Genomic DNA, 15,501 nt, shown 5'->3' with positions numbered 1-15,501 from the left:
GCGGCGTCCCGGCGGTCGCCGAGCTGCGGCAGGCCCGGGTGCGCCGAGACGTCCGCGCCGGCCGTGCTCGGCGCGCAGACGGCGATCTCGGCGCCGTTCTGCGCGGCCCAGGCCGACGCCACCAGCGCGGCGTCGGAGCGCGCCCCGATGCAGAGCACCAGGTCGCCCGGGCGCTCCAGCGGCAGCGGCGGTTCGGCTGCCGGGGCAGGCTGCGCCAGGGCGAGCTGCGCGGGGGTGCCCGCGGGGAGCTGGGCACGCGACGGGGCGTGCACGACGGAGACGATCGGCAGCAGCCCGAGTGCGGGAGGCTGTGGCAGCGAGGCCTGCTCGCCGGGCGGCGGCGCCATGTCGTGCGTCATCTGGCGCAGCAGCGCCGCGAAGTCCGGCGAGGCCGTGGTCGGCTGCTCCGGCGGCGCCTCGGCCAGCGCCGACTCGACCGTGTCGGCCTCCTCGAGCAGCGCGGCCAGGCCGACCCGGGTGGGCAGGTCCATGCTGTGCACGCTGGGGCTGCCGGATTCCGGCAGCTCGACGACGACCTCGAAGTGCTGTTTGGCGAAGAAGCCGCGGATGCCGCCGCTCACGACGCGCTCGGCGGAGACGATCCGGGCGTGCCGGCCGTGCTCGGCCAGCACCCGCTCATGGAGCGACTGGAGCGACTGCCCCTCAAGCCGAACCTGCCGTGACACCGCGCACCACCCCCACGGTCTCGATCTCGACGTTGGCGGAGGTGACCTCCTGGTAGGAGAGCACGGCGACGCCGGTCTGCGGGGTGACCAGGCGGTGGATGGCCGGGCGGAGCGCCGGGGCGCACACCAGCACGGCGCTGACGCCCTGGGCATCGGCCTGGGCGAGGGACGCCCGCAGCGAGTCGATGACCTGCTCCATGCTGCGCTGGTCGAGCAGAATCTGGGTGCCGTGCTCGGCCGGGCGGAGCCCCTCGAGCATGCCCTGCTCCAGCGAGGGGTCAATCATGACGACGCGGAGGATGCGCCCGTCCAGGTGCTTGGCGACGATGGCGGGCCCGAGCGCGGCCCGGGCGGCCTCGATCAGCCCCTCCGGGTCGACGGCAACCTTGGCGCGCAGCGAGAGGGCCTCGAAGATGCGGGGCAGGTCGTTGATCGCGACCTGCTCGGCGAGGAGGCCCTGCAGCACCCGCTGCACCTCGGCCAGACTGAGCAGGCCGGGCGTCAGCTCCTCGACGGCGGCCGGGTTCACCTGCCGCACGCCGTCGCTCAGCACGCGCACGTCCTCCCGGCTGAGCAGGCGGGCGGCGTTGGCCGTGACGACGGAGGAGAGGTGGGTGACGATGACGGAGACGCGGTCGATGACGGTGGCGCCGGCCATCTCGGCGCTGTGCCGCAGCTCGCTGGGCACCCACTTGCCGGGCAGGCCGAAGACGGGCTCGACGGTGGCGGTGCCCGGCAGCGCCTCGAGGGCGTCGCCGAGGGCGAGCACCCGGCCGCCGGGTGCGATGCCACGGGCCACCTCGACGCCGGCGATGCGGATGACGTAGCAGGAGGCGGGCAGCTCGATGCTGTCGCGGGTGCGCACCGGGGGCACGACGATGCCGAGCTCCATGGCGATCGTGCGGCGGAGGGCCTTCACCCGGCCGAGCAGGTCGTCGGAGGCGCCGGAGACGACGTCGACGAGGTCGGGGGCGAGCAGGATCTCGAGGGCGTGCACGCGCATCTGCTCGATCAGCGCCTCGGTGCTCTCGGCCAGGGTCGGCGCCTCGTTCTGCGGCGACGCCGCGGCCTTCTCCTCGCGCTCGGTGCGCGCCTTGACGCGCTGTGCGGCGAAGATCAGCAGGCCGCCGATCACGATGAACGGCACCATCGGCATGCCGGGGATCAGCGCCATCACGATCGCGGCGCTGCCGGCGATCATGAGGGCGTTGCGCGACTGCGCCAGCTGGGCGCCCGCGGTGGTGCCCATGTCGGCGTCGGCGGTGGACCGGGTCACGATCATGCCGGTGGAGACGGCCATCAGCAGGGCAGGGATCTGGGTGACGAGGCCGTCGCCGATGGTCAGCAGCGTGTAGGTGCTGACGGCGTCGCCCATCTCCATGCCGCGCTGGATCATGCCGATCGCGATGCCGCCGATGATGTTGATGACGATGATGAGGATGCCGGCGATGGCGTCGCCCTTGACGAACTTCGACGCGCCGTCCATGGCGCCGTAGAAGTCGGCCTCGGAGGAGACCTCCGCGCGGCGCTCCCTGGCCTGCACGTCGCTGATCAGCCCGGCGTTCAGGTCGGCGTCGATGGCCATCTGCTTGCCGGGCATGGCGTCGAGGGTGAAGCGGGCGCCGACCTCGGCCACGCGCTCCGCGCCCTTGGTGACGACGATGAACTGGATCACGACGAGGATCAGGAAGATCACGCTGCCGATGATGATGGAGCCGCCGACGGCGACGTGCCCGAAGGCCTCGATCACCTGGCCGGCGTAGCCCTCGCCGAGCACGAGGCGGGTGGAGGCGACGTTCAGGCCGAGGCGGAACAGCGTCACCGCCAGCAGCAGCGAGGGGAACACCGAGAAGTCGAGCGGCTTCCTGATGAACATCGTCGTGAGCAGGATCACGAGCGCCAACAGGATGTTGACGATGATCAGGATGTCGAGCAGCCAGGCGGGCACGGGGACGACGAGCAGCAGGATGATGCCGACGACCCCGATGGGCACCGCGAGCTTGGCGAGGTTGCGGTTCATTGACCGGTCCTTTGGGGTACGAGTTGCGGGGTCATGGTGTGGGTGCCGTAGCCGGCGCCGCGCTTCTTCAGGGCCATCACGAAGGCGAGCACCCGGGCGACGGCGTTGTAGTGATCGAGCGGGATCTCGTGGCCGATCTCGCACTCGGCGTGCAGGGCCCGCGCCAGCGGGACGTCCTTGACGATCGGCACCCGCTGGGCGTCTGCCTCCTCGCGGATGCGGGTGGCGATGGTGCCCTGACCCTTGGCGACGACGCGCGGCGCGGCCTTGCCCGCCTCGTAGCGGAGGGCGACGGCGATGTGCGTCGGGTTGACCAGCACGACGTCGGAGCCGGCGACGGAGGCGATCATGCGGTTGCGGCTCATGGCCAGCTGGCGGGCGCGGCGCTGCGATTTGATCATCGGGTCGCCCTCGCTGGACTTGTTCTCGTCCTTCAGCTCCTGCTTCGTCATCCGCGTCTTCTTGCGGTTGCGCTTCATGACGACCATGATGTCGGCCGCGGCCAGCACCAGGCCGGCCACGACGGCCGACTGCAGCAGCACGGTGGCGCCGCTGCTCGCCGCGGCGAGCAGCGCGCTGACGGGCAGCCCGCCGGCGCTGCTCAGCACGGGCATCAGCCCCTGGATGACGAGGTAGAGCACCCCGCCGACGACGAGCGTCTTCAGCAGCGACTTGGCCCCCTCCCAGAGGGCCTGCATGCCGAACACCCGGCCGGCGCCCTTGACGAGGTTGAGCTGCTCGTACTTGCCGGTGAACTTGCGGAGGTGGATGCCGCCCTGTGCGGCCGCGCCGAGCAGGATCACGCCGGCCGCCACCGCGAACAGCGGCCCGATCGTGCCGAGCATCGAGCCGAGCCCCTGCACGAGCGTGTCGAGGGCCTGCATCGGCTCCGGCGCGGCGATGAGCGCGGTGATGGAGTGCATCTGCGTCTCGGCGGCGGCGGTGCCGAGCGCGATGGTCGTCGGCAGCATCAGGGCGACGGCGCCGACGCCGAGCCAGGCGCTCATGTCCTGGGAGCGGGTGAGCTGGCCCTTCTCGCGCACCTCTTTCATGCGCTTGGGCGTTGCTTGTTCTGAGCGTTCGGAGGCGTCGGACACTTACTTCACCGCCCCGATGGTGCGGAAGGCCTCGGTGGCCAGGGCCGAGATGACCTCGGGCAGCACGACGACGACCATGCCGGCCAGCAGCAGCGTGAGCAGGATCTTGATCGGGAAGCTCAGCGCGAAGGCGTTGAGCGCCGGCGCGACCCGGGTGAGCAGGCCGAGGCCGGCATCCGCCAGGAAGAGCACGACGAGCAGCGGTCCGGCGATCTGCACGGCGGCCAGCATCATCTGGGAGACGCCGGTGACCATCAGCTCCGCGCTGCCGGCGAGGTCCAGGCCGCCGCCGAGCGGCAGCGCCTCGTAGGAGCGCACGATGCCGCCGATGACGAGCTGGTAGGCGCCGGAGGCGAACATCAGCGCGAGGGCCGTCATCTGGAACAGCCGGGTGAACTGGGCGCCGTTGACCATGGAGCCCGGGTCGAAGGCCTGCGCCATCTGGAAGCCGCCGAACATGTCGATGAGGTTGCCGGCGGTCTGCACGGCGGCGAAGACGAGCGAGACCAGGAAGCCGAGCATGGCGCCGACCAGCAGCTCCAGGGCGAGGGCGGCGAAGAACGGGCCGGTGTCCAGCGGGGTGTAGCCGGGCGTCACCCGGGGCGAGACGGCCAGCGCCAGCGCGACGCCGAGCATGGCCTTGATCCGGGCGGGGATCGCCTTGTAGGAGAAGGGCGGCGCGATGACGAGGAAGGCCGTCATCCGCACCGCCGCCAGCCCGACGGCCTCCAGCCAGCCGGCCGAGAGTGTCGCGCCGAGCATCAGGCGTTTCCGATGAGCATCGGGATGGTGGCGAACAGCTGCTCGGTGAAGCTGATCAGCTCGCTGATCATCCACTGGCCGGAGATGAACAGAGCGGCGCAGACGGCGATCGCCTTGGGCACGAAGGAGAGCGTGACCTCCTGGATCTGCGTGATCGACTGGAACAGCGAGATGGTGAAGCCGACGACGAGCGCGGTGATCAGGAGCGGGGCGGCGAGCTTGGCGGCGATGATCAGGCTGGCCATGGCGATGTCGAGGACGGCTGCGGAGTCCATCAGCCCCCCTTGTAGCTGGCGATCAGCGACGTGATGATGAGCCCCCAGCCGTCGACGAGGATGAACAACAGGATCTTGAAGGGCAGCGAGATCATGACGGGCGGGAGCATCATCATGCCCATCGACATCAGCACGGCGGAGACGACGAGGTCGATCACGAGGAACGGCACGAAGATGACGAAGCCGATGATGAACGCGGCGCGCAGCTCGGAGATCATGAATGCCGGGATCAGCGTGGTGAGCGGCACGGCGGCGGCGTTCTCGGGGTTGGCCAGGCCGGCAGCCCGCGTCATCAGGGCGATGTCCTCCTCGCGGGTGTGCGCGAGCATGAACGACTGCAGGGGCGCGGATGCCGCATCCAGCGCCTGCGAGAAGTCGATCGTGCCGGCGGTGAACGGCTGCACCGCCAGGTCGTTGATGTCGGTGAGCACGGGGCTCATGATGAACAGCGAGAGGAAGAGGGCGAGGCCGGCGAGCACCTGGTTCGGCGGGATCGTCGGCAGGGCGAGTGCGTTCCTGGTCATGGCGAGCACGACGAAGATCTTTGTGAACGAGCTCATCATGAGCAGCAGCGCGGGGGCGACCGAGAGAAGCGTGATGCCGATCAGGGTGATGACGGCAGAGGACGGGGTGCCGTTCGATCCGTTGATCTCCACCGTCACGCCGCCGCCGGGGTCGGCGGGGTTCGTCGGCGGGGTGGGCAGCAGCGGGTCGCCGGGGGCGGCCAGGGCGTCGCTGACGCCGAACACGAGGTTGACGCCGACGAGGAGGGCGATGAGGCTGAGCGCCAGGGCCCAGCGACGCATTACCACCGGTCCCGAACGACGGCAGCGGCCTGCTTCCAGGTCTCGGGCGCGAGGATTGAGCCGGCGAGCCGGCCGGCCGGCCGGGCGAGCGCTGGTGAGGCCGGCGCCGCCGCAGACAGCGCTGCGGCAGCCGGCACCGGTGCGGCCGGCGCTGTTCCAGCTGGCACCCCGGCCACCGGCACGACGTCTTCCGCCTGGCCGGCCTCGGCGAGCACCCGGGCGAAGTGTGCGTCGCCCTGTTCGGCGTCCGCCGTCTCGGCGAACGCGGCGGGCGGGCCCGCCGGCACGATCGGGGCGGCGTGCAGCTTGGTGACGCCGTGCTCGGTCACGCCGAGCAGGAAGCGCTGGCCGTCGTGCTCGACCACGACGACGGATGCCTTGGCGCCGACGCTCTGCCGCCCGACGACGGCGAGGCTGGCGGTGCGCGCCTTGCCCTTGGCCGCTCCGCCGCGCGCGAAGCGTCGCTGCAGCAGCCACAGCAGTGCCAGGACGGCACCGAGGGAGAGCAGGACGCGCAGCGCGACGAAGAGGGTGTCCACCGTTAGAGCGCGCCGTCCGCGACGTCGAGGATGCGCGTGATGCGCACGGCGTAGTCCTGGTCGACGACGACGATCTCGCCGTGGGCGATCAGCCGGCCGTTCAGCAGCACATCGGCGGGGGCGCCGGCGGAGCGGTCCAGCTCGATGACGGCGCCGGGCTCGATCGAGAGCACGTCGCGCACCGTCATCCGGGTGCGGCCGAGCTCGACGGTCAGCGCCATCTCGACGTTGTTGATGCGGCCGAGCCGGCCGAGCACGTCGGCGTCGGATGCCGCGCTGCCCGCGGCGGGGGTCAGCACGGCCGCCTCGCGCACGCGAATTGCAAACCAGCCGATCGTGGTGTCCTCGCCGCTGCTGCCGCCGAGCAGCTCGAACACGACGGCCTCGTCGTCGCCGATGAGGCCGCTGGCGTCGCCCTGCGCGCTGGCGCCGAGCAGCCCGGTGCCGAGGGTGGATGCCGCCGCCTCGAGCGAGGGGCGCAGCACGTCGGCGGCGGAGACCAGGGCGGAGTCGCCGCCGGCCGCGCCGAGCAGGGCCGAGCCGTCGAGAACGGCAACGGCCAGGTCGGCGGAACGGGCTCCGACGAAGCTCGCCTGCACGGCGGACGCGATCGCGGCGGCGGCCGCGGCGGCATCGCTGCCGCTCAGGTCGCGGGCGATGACGGCGCGGGTGACGCCGGGCAGCGGCAGAACCGCAAGCAGGGCGTCGACGGCGGCGCGCTCGAGCGTGCCAAGTTCAGGGGTGGTCGTCATCGTGTTGTCTCCTTGGTGCTCACCACGACGCAGGCCAGGCGGGATCCGTTGACCCCGACGGCAGCGCTGGCAAGTTCGTGGCCGTCGACGACGAGGTCGAGCGGGCGATGTTGGGAATGGGGAAGCGGAATGACGTCGCCGACGGCGAGTCCGAGCACGGTGCCCGGCAGCACAGGGGCTGGCGCCAGGCGCAGCGCGACGTCGACGGGCACGGTGCCGAGCTGCTGCCCGATCAGGGCGCGGGCATTGTCGACGGGGCTGGTCGGGTTGGACTCGCCCAGCTGCGGCAGGATCACGGCGGCGGGGACGGCGACGCTCGCCAGGGAGCGGTGGTCCCCCACCCGCACGGCGAAGCGGGCGACGATCATCAGCTCGGCGGTCGGGGCGGCCTGGGCGAACTGGGAGTTGTACTGGATGCCGTCGATCGAGATGGCGTCGACGAGCAGCTCGCCGAGCGAGTAGCGCAGGTCCTCGAGCGCGTCGTCCATCAGCCGGCGCACCAGCGCCTGCTCGATCTGGGTGAAGACCCGCTCCGGCATCTCTGCGTCGGCACTGCCGCCGAGCATCCGCGCCACCCAGGAGAGCCCGGCCGAGGCCGGGAACTGCACGACGGCCTTGGCGGAGGTGCCCTCGATCGAGCAGAGCACCATCGCGGTGGTCGCCGGGAGGACGGCCGCGTACTCGTCGTAGCTGTGCATGAGCACCTGCTCGCACGTCACCTGGGAGAGCACGCGCACCTTCGCGGTGAGCTGCGTCGCCCACTGCCTGGCGAAGGTCTCGAAGGCCAGCTCCAGCACACGCGAGTGCTCGCGGGCCAGTGTCGTCGGGCGCCGGAAGTCGTAGGGCTGGGGGCCGGCCGAGTACGCGGAATCCACGGAGTCTGCGCGCTGCTGCTTATCTCTGACCGTCACTGTTGCGACTATCGGCAGCGAATGGCGCCGCGTTAGGGAGCGGGCTGCCCTGTCTTCGTGCTGAGCGCGGTGGGGATCAGATTGCGCACAGACTCCGGCAGGTCAGACAGCACGGCGATGTCGACCCGGCGGTTGATGGCGGCATCCTCTGCGCTCTCCCCCGTGCGGGCCGGCCGGGTGGAGCCATAGCCGACGGCAGAGATCTGGGAGCCGGGGAAGCCGGCGGACTCGACCATGCGGCGCAACACCTGGGTGGCGCGGCCGCCGGAGAGCTCCCAGTCGGTCGGGAACGGGGTGGGCGAGCCGCGGTAGTCGGCATGGCCCTCGACCGAGACCTTGTGCTCCGCCGCGGCCAGGATCGGTCCGAGCGTGTCGACGACGACGAGCGCCTCGCCCTGCAGCTGGATGCTGTTGGGCTGGAAGAAGGTCTCCCAGCCGATCAGGCCGACGGTCAGCCCGCGCTGGTCGATGACGAACGTGACGGTGTGCTCGAGGTTCTGGGCAGCCAGGGCGGAGCGCAGCTGCTCGCGCAGCTTGAGCAGCTCGTCGACCTCGGCGGAGGCCTCCTCGGCCTCGGTGAAGCCCGCGCCCTGCTCGTCAACCAGCTCCTCCGGGACGACGACCCCGGATGCCGTGTCCAACTTGCCGACATCCACGGTGCCGAAGCCGGTGGCGAGCGAGTTCTTCAGGGCGATGAACTTGTCCTGGTCGACGGTCGACATGGCGAACAGCACGATGAACAGACACATCAGCACGGTGACCATGTCCATGTAGGACGCCATCCAGCGCTCGTCGACGTGCTCCTCGGCGTGCTCGGTGTTGCGGGAACGGCGGGCGGGCCGACTCATGCCGCGTCCGAGACCTTCACCGGCTGTTCCTTCTCGCGCGGCGCCTTCTCGCGCGGCACCATCGCGCGCAGGCGGTCGCCGAGCAGGCGCGGCTGGCTGCCGGCGTGGATGGCGAGGACGCCCTCCATGAGCAGCGTCATCCGCTCGACCTCGAGCTCGGCGAGGCGCTTCAGGCGGGTGCCGATCGGCAGGAAGATGAAGTTGGCGCTGAGCAGGCCCCAGAGCGTGGCGACGAAGGCGGTGGCGATCATCGGGCCGAGGGTGGCCGGGCTGTCCAGCTTCTCCAGCACGTGGATCAGCGACACCACGGTGCCGATGATGCCGATGGTCGGGGCGTAGCCGCCGACGCTGGTGAAGTAGCGGGCGGCGTTGCGGGCAGCGCGGTCGCTCGTGCTGATCTCGTCCTCGAGCAGGATCCGCAGCTCCTCGCCGTCCGTGCCGTCGGCGACGCTCTGCAGCGCGCGCTTGAGGAACTGGTCCGGCTCTTCCTCCGCCTTGATCTCCAAGGCGAGGAGGCCCTCTGACCGGGCGATCTCGGCGAGCGAGACCAGCTTGCCGATGGTCTCGTCTGGCTTGGTGGAGCGGCCGATGAACGCGCTGGGCAGGGCCTTGAAGGCGGCGATGGTGTCGCGCAGGGTGCCGCCGGCCATGCCGACGGCCATGCTGGCGCCGAGCACCAGGATCATGGGTGCCGGGAGCAGCACCGCCGTGACGGCGGTGCCCTCGAGGGTCATCATGGCGAACAGCGAGCCGAAGGCGATGACGAGTCCGAGAATGATCGCGATGTCCATCAGCGTGCATCTCCCGGCGTGTTCAGCGGGCGAAGGACCGGGTGCGGGCCGGCCTGCTGCTCATGCATCTCGGATGCCAGGTTGATGACCCGCGCGCGGTACTCGGTGATGCGGGTGATCACCTCGGCCAGCGACTCCGTCACGATGTACTTGGCGCCGTCGAGCATGACCAGGGTGGTGTCGGGGCTCTCGTGGATGCGCTCGATGAGATCGGGGTTGATCGCGAATTGGCTGTCATTGAGTCGGGTGACGACGATCATCGCCTCGCCTCGCTTCTGCTGAAGTTTTCGCGGCCGAATGGCCGTCACGCTGCACTATCGGCAGCGCGCCGCTCATGGTTAGCGCGGTCGCCGCCCTCGCCGACAGATTCAACGGCCGGGCGCGCCGTGCCCGATTCCCGCACTCGTCGAATCGCGTCACCGCAGCCGGCTCAGAAACGGCACGATTCTGAGCCAGCTGTCGCGAATGGATGACGCGCGCCGCTGGCGCGGCTCCTCGCCCGTCACTCCCGTGCGGCGGCCGCGGCGGCTGCGTCGGCCGCGCGGTCCGCCGCGCGCGCCCGCTGCGGGGCGATGACCCAGCACAGCACGAGGAGCGCGCCAACCGCCACGGCCAGGCCGATGCCCCACGCCCGGCCGAGCACGAAGTCGAAGATGAGGAGTGTGATGCCCACCACGGTGATGGCAACCCCGACGAGCGTGATGCGGGCGAAGCGGTCCGCATACGCGACGACCTGCTCCTTGGCGCGCTTCCGGAAGAGGTAGCGGTGCAGGCTCACCGGGGCGAGCCCGGCGATCGTCGTCACCACCGAGGTGATGACCAGGCACAGGTAGGTGGCCAGCTGGAAGGTGTCGAGTTCGGTGAACCGGGACTGGAACACCGCCGCGAGCAGGAAACCGGTGATGATCTGGGTGCCGGTCTGCACCACACGGAGCTCTTGGAGGAGTTCGCTCCAATTTCTGTCCAGGCGCTCTCGGCGGCTCTCCCCCGGGTCGGAGCCGTCTGGGTCCACTCCCGTCATGCCGGCGCGTTGTCGGGGTCCACCGTCGCGACGGTGTCCTCCTCGACGTCGTTGTCGGCGGTGAGATCGTTGTTGGCCGGTGGCGGATCCCCGCTCACGCCGTCCTTGCGCCCCGGCGTCGGGTGATCGCTGCGTCGTTCGCCCATCTCTTCATCCCCTCATTCGTCCAGTTGTTCAGTTGTTCAGTTGTTCAGGCCTTCAGTGGGTGCGGAGCAGCTCGATCAGCTCGCCCTTGCGCTTCCCGGAATAGCCGCGCAGCCCCAGCTCCTTGGCGCGTGCGCGCAGCTCAGGGACGGTTCGCTCGTCGTAGTCCTCCGCAGTGCCTCCGCGGCGTCCGATCTCGGACCGCCCGCTCGCTGCCGCGGCGTTTGAGATGCGCGCCGCCTTCTCCTTTGATGCGCCCTCGGCGCGGAGCTTCTCGTAGAGCTCGGGGTCTTTCAGGCTTGGATTCGTGCGTCCCGGCATGCTGTGCTCCCCTCTCGTCCCTCCACGCTAGGTTCTGGCCCGGCGGCGGGGGAGGGGCTTGACAGACGCCCCCAGGTCATGCCGCTGGTGTCGGAACGGGGGGCGATAACACACGAGGCCGGGCTGTTCAAGCCCCTGCCGAGTCGGCCGGACACGCACTAACGTGAGGCTGACTCACGGCGGGCAGACAGTGCCCGCCACGGACGACGGAGAAGGACAGATGCACATCACGGCCCATCGAGCGACAGAGCCAGCGCACAGGGGCTTCGGCGCAAGCGACGTCATTTGTGCGGTGCGCGCGGAGTTGGACGGCCACACACCGGAGGCGGTCGAGAGCATTCTGCGTGCGCAGCTCACAGACCACCAGGTGGAGATTTCGGACGGCGAGCTGCACCGGGTCGCCGCGGACATCGCGACGGCGCGGATCGCGCAGCTGCTCGCAACGCCCCTGGGCGCAGAGCGCTGAGACGGCTGAGGGGATGGAGCGGGACGTGGACAACACAGGACGCACCGGTGCGGAGAACACCGAGAACAGCGGGACCCAGGACGAGCCGGTGATGGAGCAGGACGCCGTCTCCGACCGGGAGAAGCTGGAGGGGATCATCGACCAGACGATCGCGGATGTCGGCCCGCAGCGCGTCCGGCACATCGCCGGCATCGTGCGGGAGCGGAGCGCCGAATCGGGGCTGAGCATCCCGGAGGACGAGCAGGCGAACGCGATCTCCGCCGCGGTGGGCCGGCACACTGCGCACCACCCGGCGCCCGGCTCGGCCGACTGAGCGCCCATGCCCCGACTGCGCACGGCGGACCCGTCCTCGCCGGGGTGGACCCTCTCGCGGACGGGTGCACATCTGGCCGTCATCGACGAGCGCGGGGCCCCGCTCACCGCGGAGTCGGCCACGGCGCGTGTTGAGGCGCTGAGCATTCCCCCGGCGTGGACCGCCGTGTGGATCGCGCCCCAGGCCAATGCACACATCCAGGCGATGGGAACCGACGCCGCCGGGCGACGCCAGTACCTCTACCACGAGCAGTGGCAGCGGGCACGGTCACGGCTGAAGTACGACCGCGCCCTCGACCTGGCCGCCAGCCTGCCCGCCGCGCGCGGCGTGGTCACCCGGGACCTGCGGGGCCCGCGGCACACGCGGGCCCGGGCCCTCGCCGTCGCCTTCCGGCTGTTGGACAGCGCATATCTGCGCGTGGGGAGCGAGCGTTACGCGCAACGACACGGTAGCCGGGGCCTGACGACGCTGCGCGGCTCCGACGCCCGGGTCTCCGGCGACACGGTGCTGCTCGAGTTCACGGGGAAGGGCGCCGTCGACTGGTCGTCGCAGACGACGGACCCCGATCTGGCGGCGGCCGTGCGCGCTCTGAAGCGCCGCGGGCCGGACGCCGTTCTGCTCGCGTGGAAGGACGACGACGGCTGGCATCGGGTGCTCCCTGAGGAGGTGAACGAGTACGTGCGCGAGCGCACGAAGGGCAACTTCAGCGCGAAGGACTTCCGGACACTGCACGGCACCATCATCGCCGCGCAGGCCCTTGCCGCGCAGGGGCCGGCGGCGCACGGCTCCGGTTCGTCTGCGACCGCCAGGAAGAAGGCGATCGTCGAGGCGACGCGGGTCACCGCGGAGGCCCTCGGGAACACGCCGACGGTGGCGCGCGCCAACTACATCGACCCTCGGGTGTTCGACCGGTTCCGCGACGGGCGCCTGCTCACGACGGCCGGTCTGGCGCCGGAATCCGCAATCAGGCTCCTGCTGCTCGGCGAGGACGCCCCTGCCACCTAGTGGTGTCGCCCGGCGGCATGCACCTGGCCGTGCAACGGCGATGGCCCCGGTGCCGAGACACCGGGGCCATACCGTGAGCCGCTGTTAGCGCTTGAGGTTGGTGAGCTCCTGCAGCACCTCGTCGGAGGTGGTGATGATGCGGGCGTTTGCCTGGAAGCCGCGCTGGGCGACGATCAGGTTGGTGAACTCCTGCGAGAGGTCGACGTTGGACATCTCGAGCTGGCCGCCGGCGAGCACGCCGAGGCCCGCATCGCCCGGAACGCCGTAGGCCGCGTTGCCCGAGTTGACGGTGGCGCGGTAGCCGGAGGATCCGGCCTTCTCGAGGCCGCCCGGGTTGGCGAAGGTGGCCAGGGCCACGCGGGCGATCGGCTCCTTGGCGCCGTTGCTGAAAAGGCCGATGAGGGTGCCGTCCTTGGACAGGGTGAACGATTCGAGCGTGCCGGCCTGGCGGCCGTTCTGGCCCTCGATGGCGACGGTGCTGAGGGTGGCGAAGCCGGTGATGCCGGCCAGGTCGACCGTGATCCCGCCGATGGCGCCGAGGGTGCCGCCCGTCAGCGCGCCGTTGGCGAAGGTGAGGGATGCCGTCTGCGTGGCGACGCCGTCGGACCCGGAGACGTCCCAGCCGGCTGCGGTCTTCGTGAAGGTGAGGGTCAGGGTGCCCGCCTTGCCGTCGGCGTCGTAGACCGGCACGTCGCGCACCAGCTCGGCGCCGGTGGCCGCGTCGGAGGGCAGGTTGCCGCCGACCGTCGCGCCGGTGGTGGCCACCGCGGGGGCGACGGCCTTGAGCGGCAGGCTGATGGTGCCGACGGCACCGCCGGTCGGCACCTGGCCGCCCACGGCGTTCCAGCCCTGCACGAGCGAGCCGTCGGGCGCGGTCAGGCGGCCGTCGGCGTCGAGCTCGAATGCGCCGGCGCGGGTGTAGCGGGTCTCGCCACCGATGCTGGTGACGAAGAACCCGTCACCAGCGATCATCATGTCGGTCGCCCGACCAGTCGCCTGGGCGGAGCCCTGGGTGAAGTTGGTGGAGATGCCGGCGACCTGCACGCCGAGGCCGACCTGCGACGGGTTCGTTCCACCGGTCAGGGCCTGCGGCCCGCCCGCGCCCTGGGTGAGCTGCGAGAGGGTGTCCTGGAACTGCACGGCGGAACCCTTGAACGCGGTGGTGTTGACGTTGGCGATGTTGTTGCCGGTGACGTCGAGCATGGTCTGGTGCGAGCGGAGTCCGGAGATACCGGAGTAGAGCGAGCGAAGCATGTGTTGGCCTTTCGGTGGAGGTGTCGGCGGTCAGACGGCGGCGGCTGCGCCGGGAGTTTCTGGTTCTGCGGGAGGGTCGACCGGGGGGTCGACCGGTACGTCGGGCACCGGGGGCACGGCGGGGGGCTTGGTGACGCTGGCGATCACATCGAGCGGGATATTCTTGCCGCCGACGGAGACTGTCGGCACCGCTCCGGCGTAGGAAACGGAGTCGGCTATTCCGGTGATGGTCTCGCCCGTCGCGTTGACGTACGTCACCTGCTGGCCGACGAGTGCGGCGGCCGCGGAGCGCATCTGCAGCGAGAAGCCCTCCGCGCTGGTGGTGGCGAGCTCGTTCATCTTCTCCATCATCGCCAGCTGGGTGGTCTGCTGGATCATCTGGCCGGTGTCCATCGGCGAGCTCGGGTCTTGGTTCTGCAGCTGGGTGACGAGCAACGACATGAACACCTCGCCGTCCATGTCCTGCTTGGGCGCCCGGACGGGTGCGTTGGTGTAGATGCCGCCGCGGGCAGTGGCAATGGGGTCAATCGGCACGGGGTCCTCTTCTATGCGATCAGATCGATGTGCGGGTGGGCGGATGTCGTGGCGGCGGCCTCGAGAAGCTCGGCGTCGCTGGCGTGCTCGTCGGCCTGCAGGGCGGCCAGGGAGCGGGGTGCCACGACCGGCTCCTCCCGCGGCACGGCCCCCTGCTGGGCGGGACCCTGCTGGCCGGGCTGGTTCTGGCCGGGCTGATTCTGTCCCGACGTGTTCTGGCCGGCGTGGTTCTGGCCGCCCGGGTTGCCTGCGCCCTGCCTGGCCGGGGCGTCGTCGCCGGAGAGGTTGAGGCTGGCGTGCAGCCCGGTGCCGGCGAGATCGCGGCGCAGTTCGCCGAGGATGCCACGGACGGCGTCGCGGGCGACGTCGCTCGGGGCGAAGAGCTCGATGCGCAGCTGGTCGCCGGCGACGACCGCTTGCACGGTGACCGGGCCGAGACGTTCGGGGTTCACCGTGATCGTCATGTGGTGTGTGCCGTCGCCGGCGGCGGCCAGGGTGAACAACGGCCGGGCCAGCTGGGTCGCCAGCGGCGCCGGCGCGGCGGGGAGGCCGGGCTGGGCCAGCGAGGCCGTGCCCGTGAGCGCCGAGTGGGCGACCGGAGCCGGACCGACGGCGGCAACAACGGGTGCCGGGGCGCTCTCGCCGGTGCCGTCGACCGGGACCGCGCTGGCCGCCGCGGCCGGGGCGGGGGCCGCAGTGGCGTTCGCCGTGGGGTTCGCGACCGGGTTCGCCGCGGGGTTCGCCGCGGCGAGGGGCGCCTGCGTGGCGGCTCGCGCTGCGCCGGCCGCCTCGGTGGATGAGGGCACCGGCGCGGCACCGGATGCCGAGGCGCCCGGCACAGCAGCGGTCGGAGCCGCGGCCGCGGCCGTCGCAGCGGCTGTCGCAGCCCCGTCGCCGGAGACCTGCGCGGCCGGGCCGGCGGCCGGTGAAGCCGGTGTGGCGATCGCGTCGGCGGG

The 15,501-nt window shown here is 71.1% G+C and carries 21 protein-coding genes; 3 read left to right on the top strand and 18 right to left on the bottom strand.

What is annotated here, in order from left to right; genetic code table 11:
• From GY24_RS14760 to GY24_RS14695, 15 genes are all read right to left on the bottom strand, one after another.
• A partial coding sequence (locus GY24_RS14760) for a hypothetical protein (RefSeq protein ID WP_456080963.1) occupies positions 1–686 on the bottom strand: 686 nt, incomplete at its 3' end.
• A complete protein-coding gene (locus GY24_RS14755) occupies positions 664–2,706 on the bottom strand; it encodes a flagellar biosynthesis protein FlhA (protein ID WP_104477039.1) in 2,043 nt (680 codons plus the stop codon). The genes GY24_RS14760 and GY24_RS14755, both read right to left, overlap by 23 nt.
• Positions 2,703–3,803 carry an EscU/YscU/HrcU family type III secretion system export apparatus switch protein gene (locus GY24_RS14750; RefSeq protein WP_104477037.1) on the bottom strand — a complete coding sequence of 367 codons (1,101 nt, stop codon included), beginning with the start codon at positions 3,801–3,803 and terminating at the stop codon, positions 2,703–2,705. The genes GY24_RS14755 and GY24_RS14750 overlap by 4 nt, the downstream gene beginning before the upstream one ends.
• Positions 3,804–4,565 carry a flagellar biosynthetic protein FliR gene (locus GY24_RS14745; RefSeq protein WP_104477035.1) on the bottom strand — a complete coding sequence of 254 codons (762 nt, stop codon included), beginning with the start codon at positions 4,563–4,565 and terminating at the stop codon, positions 3,804–3,806.
• A complete protein-coding gene (fliQ, locus tag GY24_RS14740) occupies positions 4,565–4,840 on the bottom strand; it encodes a flagellar biosynthesis protein FliQ (protein WP_083364264.1) in 276 nt (91 codons plus the stop codon). The genes GY24_RS14745 and fliQ overlap by 1 nt, the downstream gene beginning before the upstream one ends.
• Complete coding sequence (gene fliP / locus GY24_RS14735) at positions 4,840–5,646, bottom strand: flagellar type III secretion system pore protein FliP (protein WP_104477032.1); 807 nt, start codon at positions 5,644–5,646, stop codon at positions 4,840–4,842. Before fliP ends, fliQ begins: the two co-directional genes overlap by 1 nt.
• Positions 5,646–6,185, bottom strand: a complete 540-nt coding sequence (fliO, locus tag GY24_RS14730) for a flagellar biosynthetic protein FliO (protein ID WP_104477030.1) — start codon at positions 6,183–6,185, stop codon at positions 5,646–5,648. The genes fliP and fliO overlap by 1 nt, the downstream gene beginning before the upstream one ends.
• Before the next feature lie 2 nt (positions 6,186–6,187).
• Positions 6,188–6,937: a flagellar motor switch protein FliN gene (gene fliN / locus GY24_RS14725; RefSeq protein ID WP_104477028.1), complete on the bottom strand. Its 750-nt coding sequence runs from the start codon at positions 6,935–6,937 to the stop codon at positions 6,188–6,190.
• Positions 6,934–7,848 (bottom strand): flagellar motor switch protein FliM, encoded by a 915-nt coding sequence (locus GY24_RS14720; protein WP_233279390.1) that lies wholly within the window; start codon positions 7,846–7,848, stop codon positions 6,934–6,936. Before GY24_RS14720 ends, fliN begins: the two co-directional genes overlap by 4 nt.
• Positions 7,849–7,880: 32 nt before the next feature.
• Positions 7,881–8,696: an OmpA/MotB family protein gene (locus tag GY24_RS14715; RefSeq protein ID WP_104477023.1), complete on the bottom strand. Its 816-nt coding sequence runs from the start codon at positions 8,694–8,696 to the stop codon at positions 7,881–7,883.
• The gene (locus GY24_RS14710; RefSeq protein WP_083364269.1) at positions 8,693–9,487 is read right to left on the bottom strand and encodes a motility protein A; all 795 of its coding nucleotides are present in this window, start codon (positions 9,485–9,487) and stop codon (positions 8,693–8,695) included. The genes GY24_RS14715 and GY24_RS14710 overlap by 4 nt, the downstream gene beginning before the upstream one ends.
• Positions 9,487–9,747, bottom strand: coding sequence for a flagellar FlbD family protein (locus GY24_RS14705; RefSeq protein ID WP_104477021.1), 261 nt, complete (start codon positions 9,745–9,747; stop codon positions 9,487–9,489). Before GY24_RS14705 ends, GY24_RS14710 begins: the two co-directional genes overlap by 1 nt.
• 242 nt (positions 9,748–9,989) lie before the next feature.
• The gene (locus GY24_RS14700; protein WP_104477019.1) at positions 9,990–10,508 is read right to left on the bottom strand and encodes a DUF6328 family protein; all 519 of its coding nucleotides are present in this window, start codon (positions 10,506–10,508) and stop codon (positions 9,990–9,992) included.
• Positions 10,505–10,654 carry a hypothetical protein gene (locus tag GY24_RS17720; protein ID WP_161498752.1) on the bottom strand — a complete coding sequence of 50 codons (150 nt, stop codon included), beginning with the start codon at positions 10,652–10,654 and terminating at the stop codon, positions 10,505–10,507. The genes GY24_RS14700 and GY24_RS17720 overlap by 4 nt, the downstream gene beginning before the upstream one ends.
• A 52-nt stretch (positions 10,655–10,706) precedes the next feature.
• Complete coding sequence (locus tag GY24_RS14695; RefSeq protein WP_104477017.1) at positions 10,707–10,973, bottom strand: DUF7218 family protein; 267 nt, start codon at positions 10,971–10,973, stop codon at positions 10,707–10,709.
• Positions 10,974–11,193: 220 nt separating this feature from the next.
• On the opposite strand from GY24_RS14695, the gene GY24_RS14690 reads away from it, so the two are divergent.
• The 3 genes from GY24_RS14690 to GY24_RS14680 are packed head-to-tail and all read left to right on the top strand — an operon-like array spanning position 11,194 to position 12,757.
• Entirely contained in the window at positions 11,194–11,439 is a 246-nt protein-coding gene (locus tag GY24_RS14690) for a hypothetical protein (RefSeq protein ID WP_104477015.1), read from the top strand.
• Between the two features lie 25 nt (positions 11,440–11,464).
• Complete coding sequence (locus tag GY24_RS14685; RefSeq protein WP_133161214.1) at positions 11,465–11,752, top strand: hypothetical protein; 288 nt, start codon at positions 11,465–11,467, stop codon at positions 11,750–11,752.
• A gap of 6 nt (positions 11,753–11,758) precedes the next feature.
• Positions 11,759–12,757: a DNA topoisomerase IB gene (locus GY24_RS14680; RefSeq protein WP_104477011.1), complete on the top strand. Its 999-nt coding sequence runs from the start codon at positions 11,759–11,761 to the stop codon at positions 12,755–12,757.
• A gap of 84 nt (positions 12,758–12,841) precedes the next feature.
• On the opposite strand, the gene GY24_RS14675 is transcribed toward GY24_RS14680, so the two are convergent.
• The 3 genes from GY24_RS14675 to GY24_RS14665 form a co-directional block, all read right to left on the bottom strand.
• Positions 12,842–14,011 (bottom strand): flagellar hook protein FlgE, encoded by a 1,170-nt coding sequence (locus GY24_RS14675; RefSeq protein ID WP_104477009.1) that lies wholly within the window; start codon positions 14,009–14,011, stop codon positions 12,842–12,844.
• A 30-nt stretch (positions 14,012–14,041) separates the two neighbouring features.
• On the bottom strand, positions 14,042–14,545 hold the full coding sequence (locus GY24_RS14670) for a flagellar hook assembly protein FlgD (protein WP_233279389.1): 504 nt from the start codon (positions 14,543–14,545) through the stop codon (positions 14,042–14,044).
• Between the two features lie 11 nt (positions 14,546–14,556).
• Positions 14,557–15,501: flagellar hook-length control protein FliK (locus tag GY24_RS14665; RefSeq protein WP_133161213.1), on the bottom strand; the 945-nt coding region annotated here is incomplete at its 5' end.

This window comes from Microterricola pindariensis (genome assembly GCF_002936985.1).
Taxonomy (GTDB): Bacteria; Actinomycetota; Actinomycetes; order Actinomycetales; family Microbacteriaceae; genus Microterricola; species Microterricola pindariensis.
The sequence above is the reverse complement of the archived record's forward strand: the minus strand, read 5'-3'. Positions and strand labels throughout refer to the sequence as shown.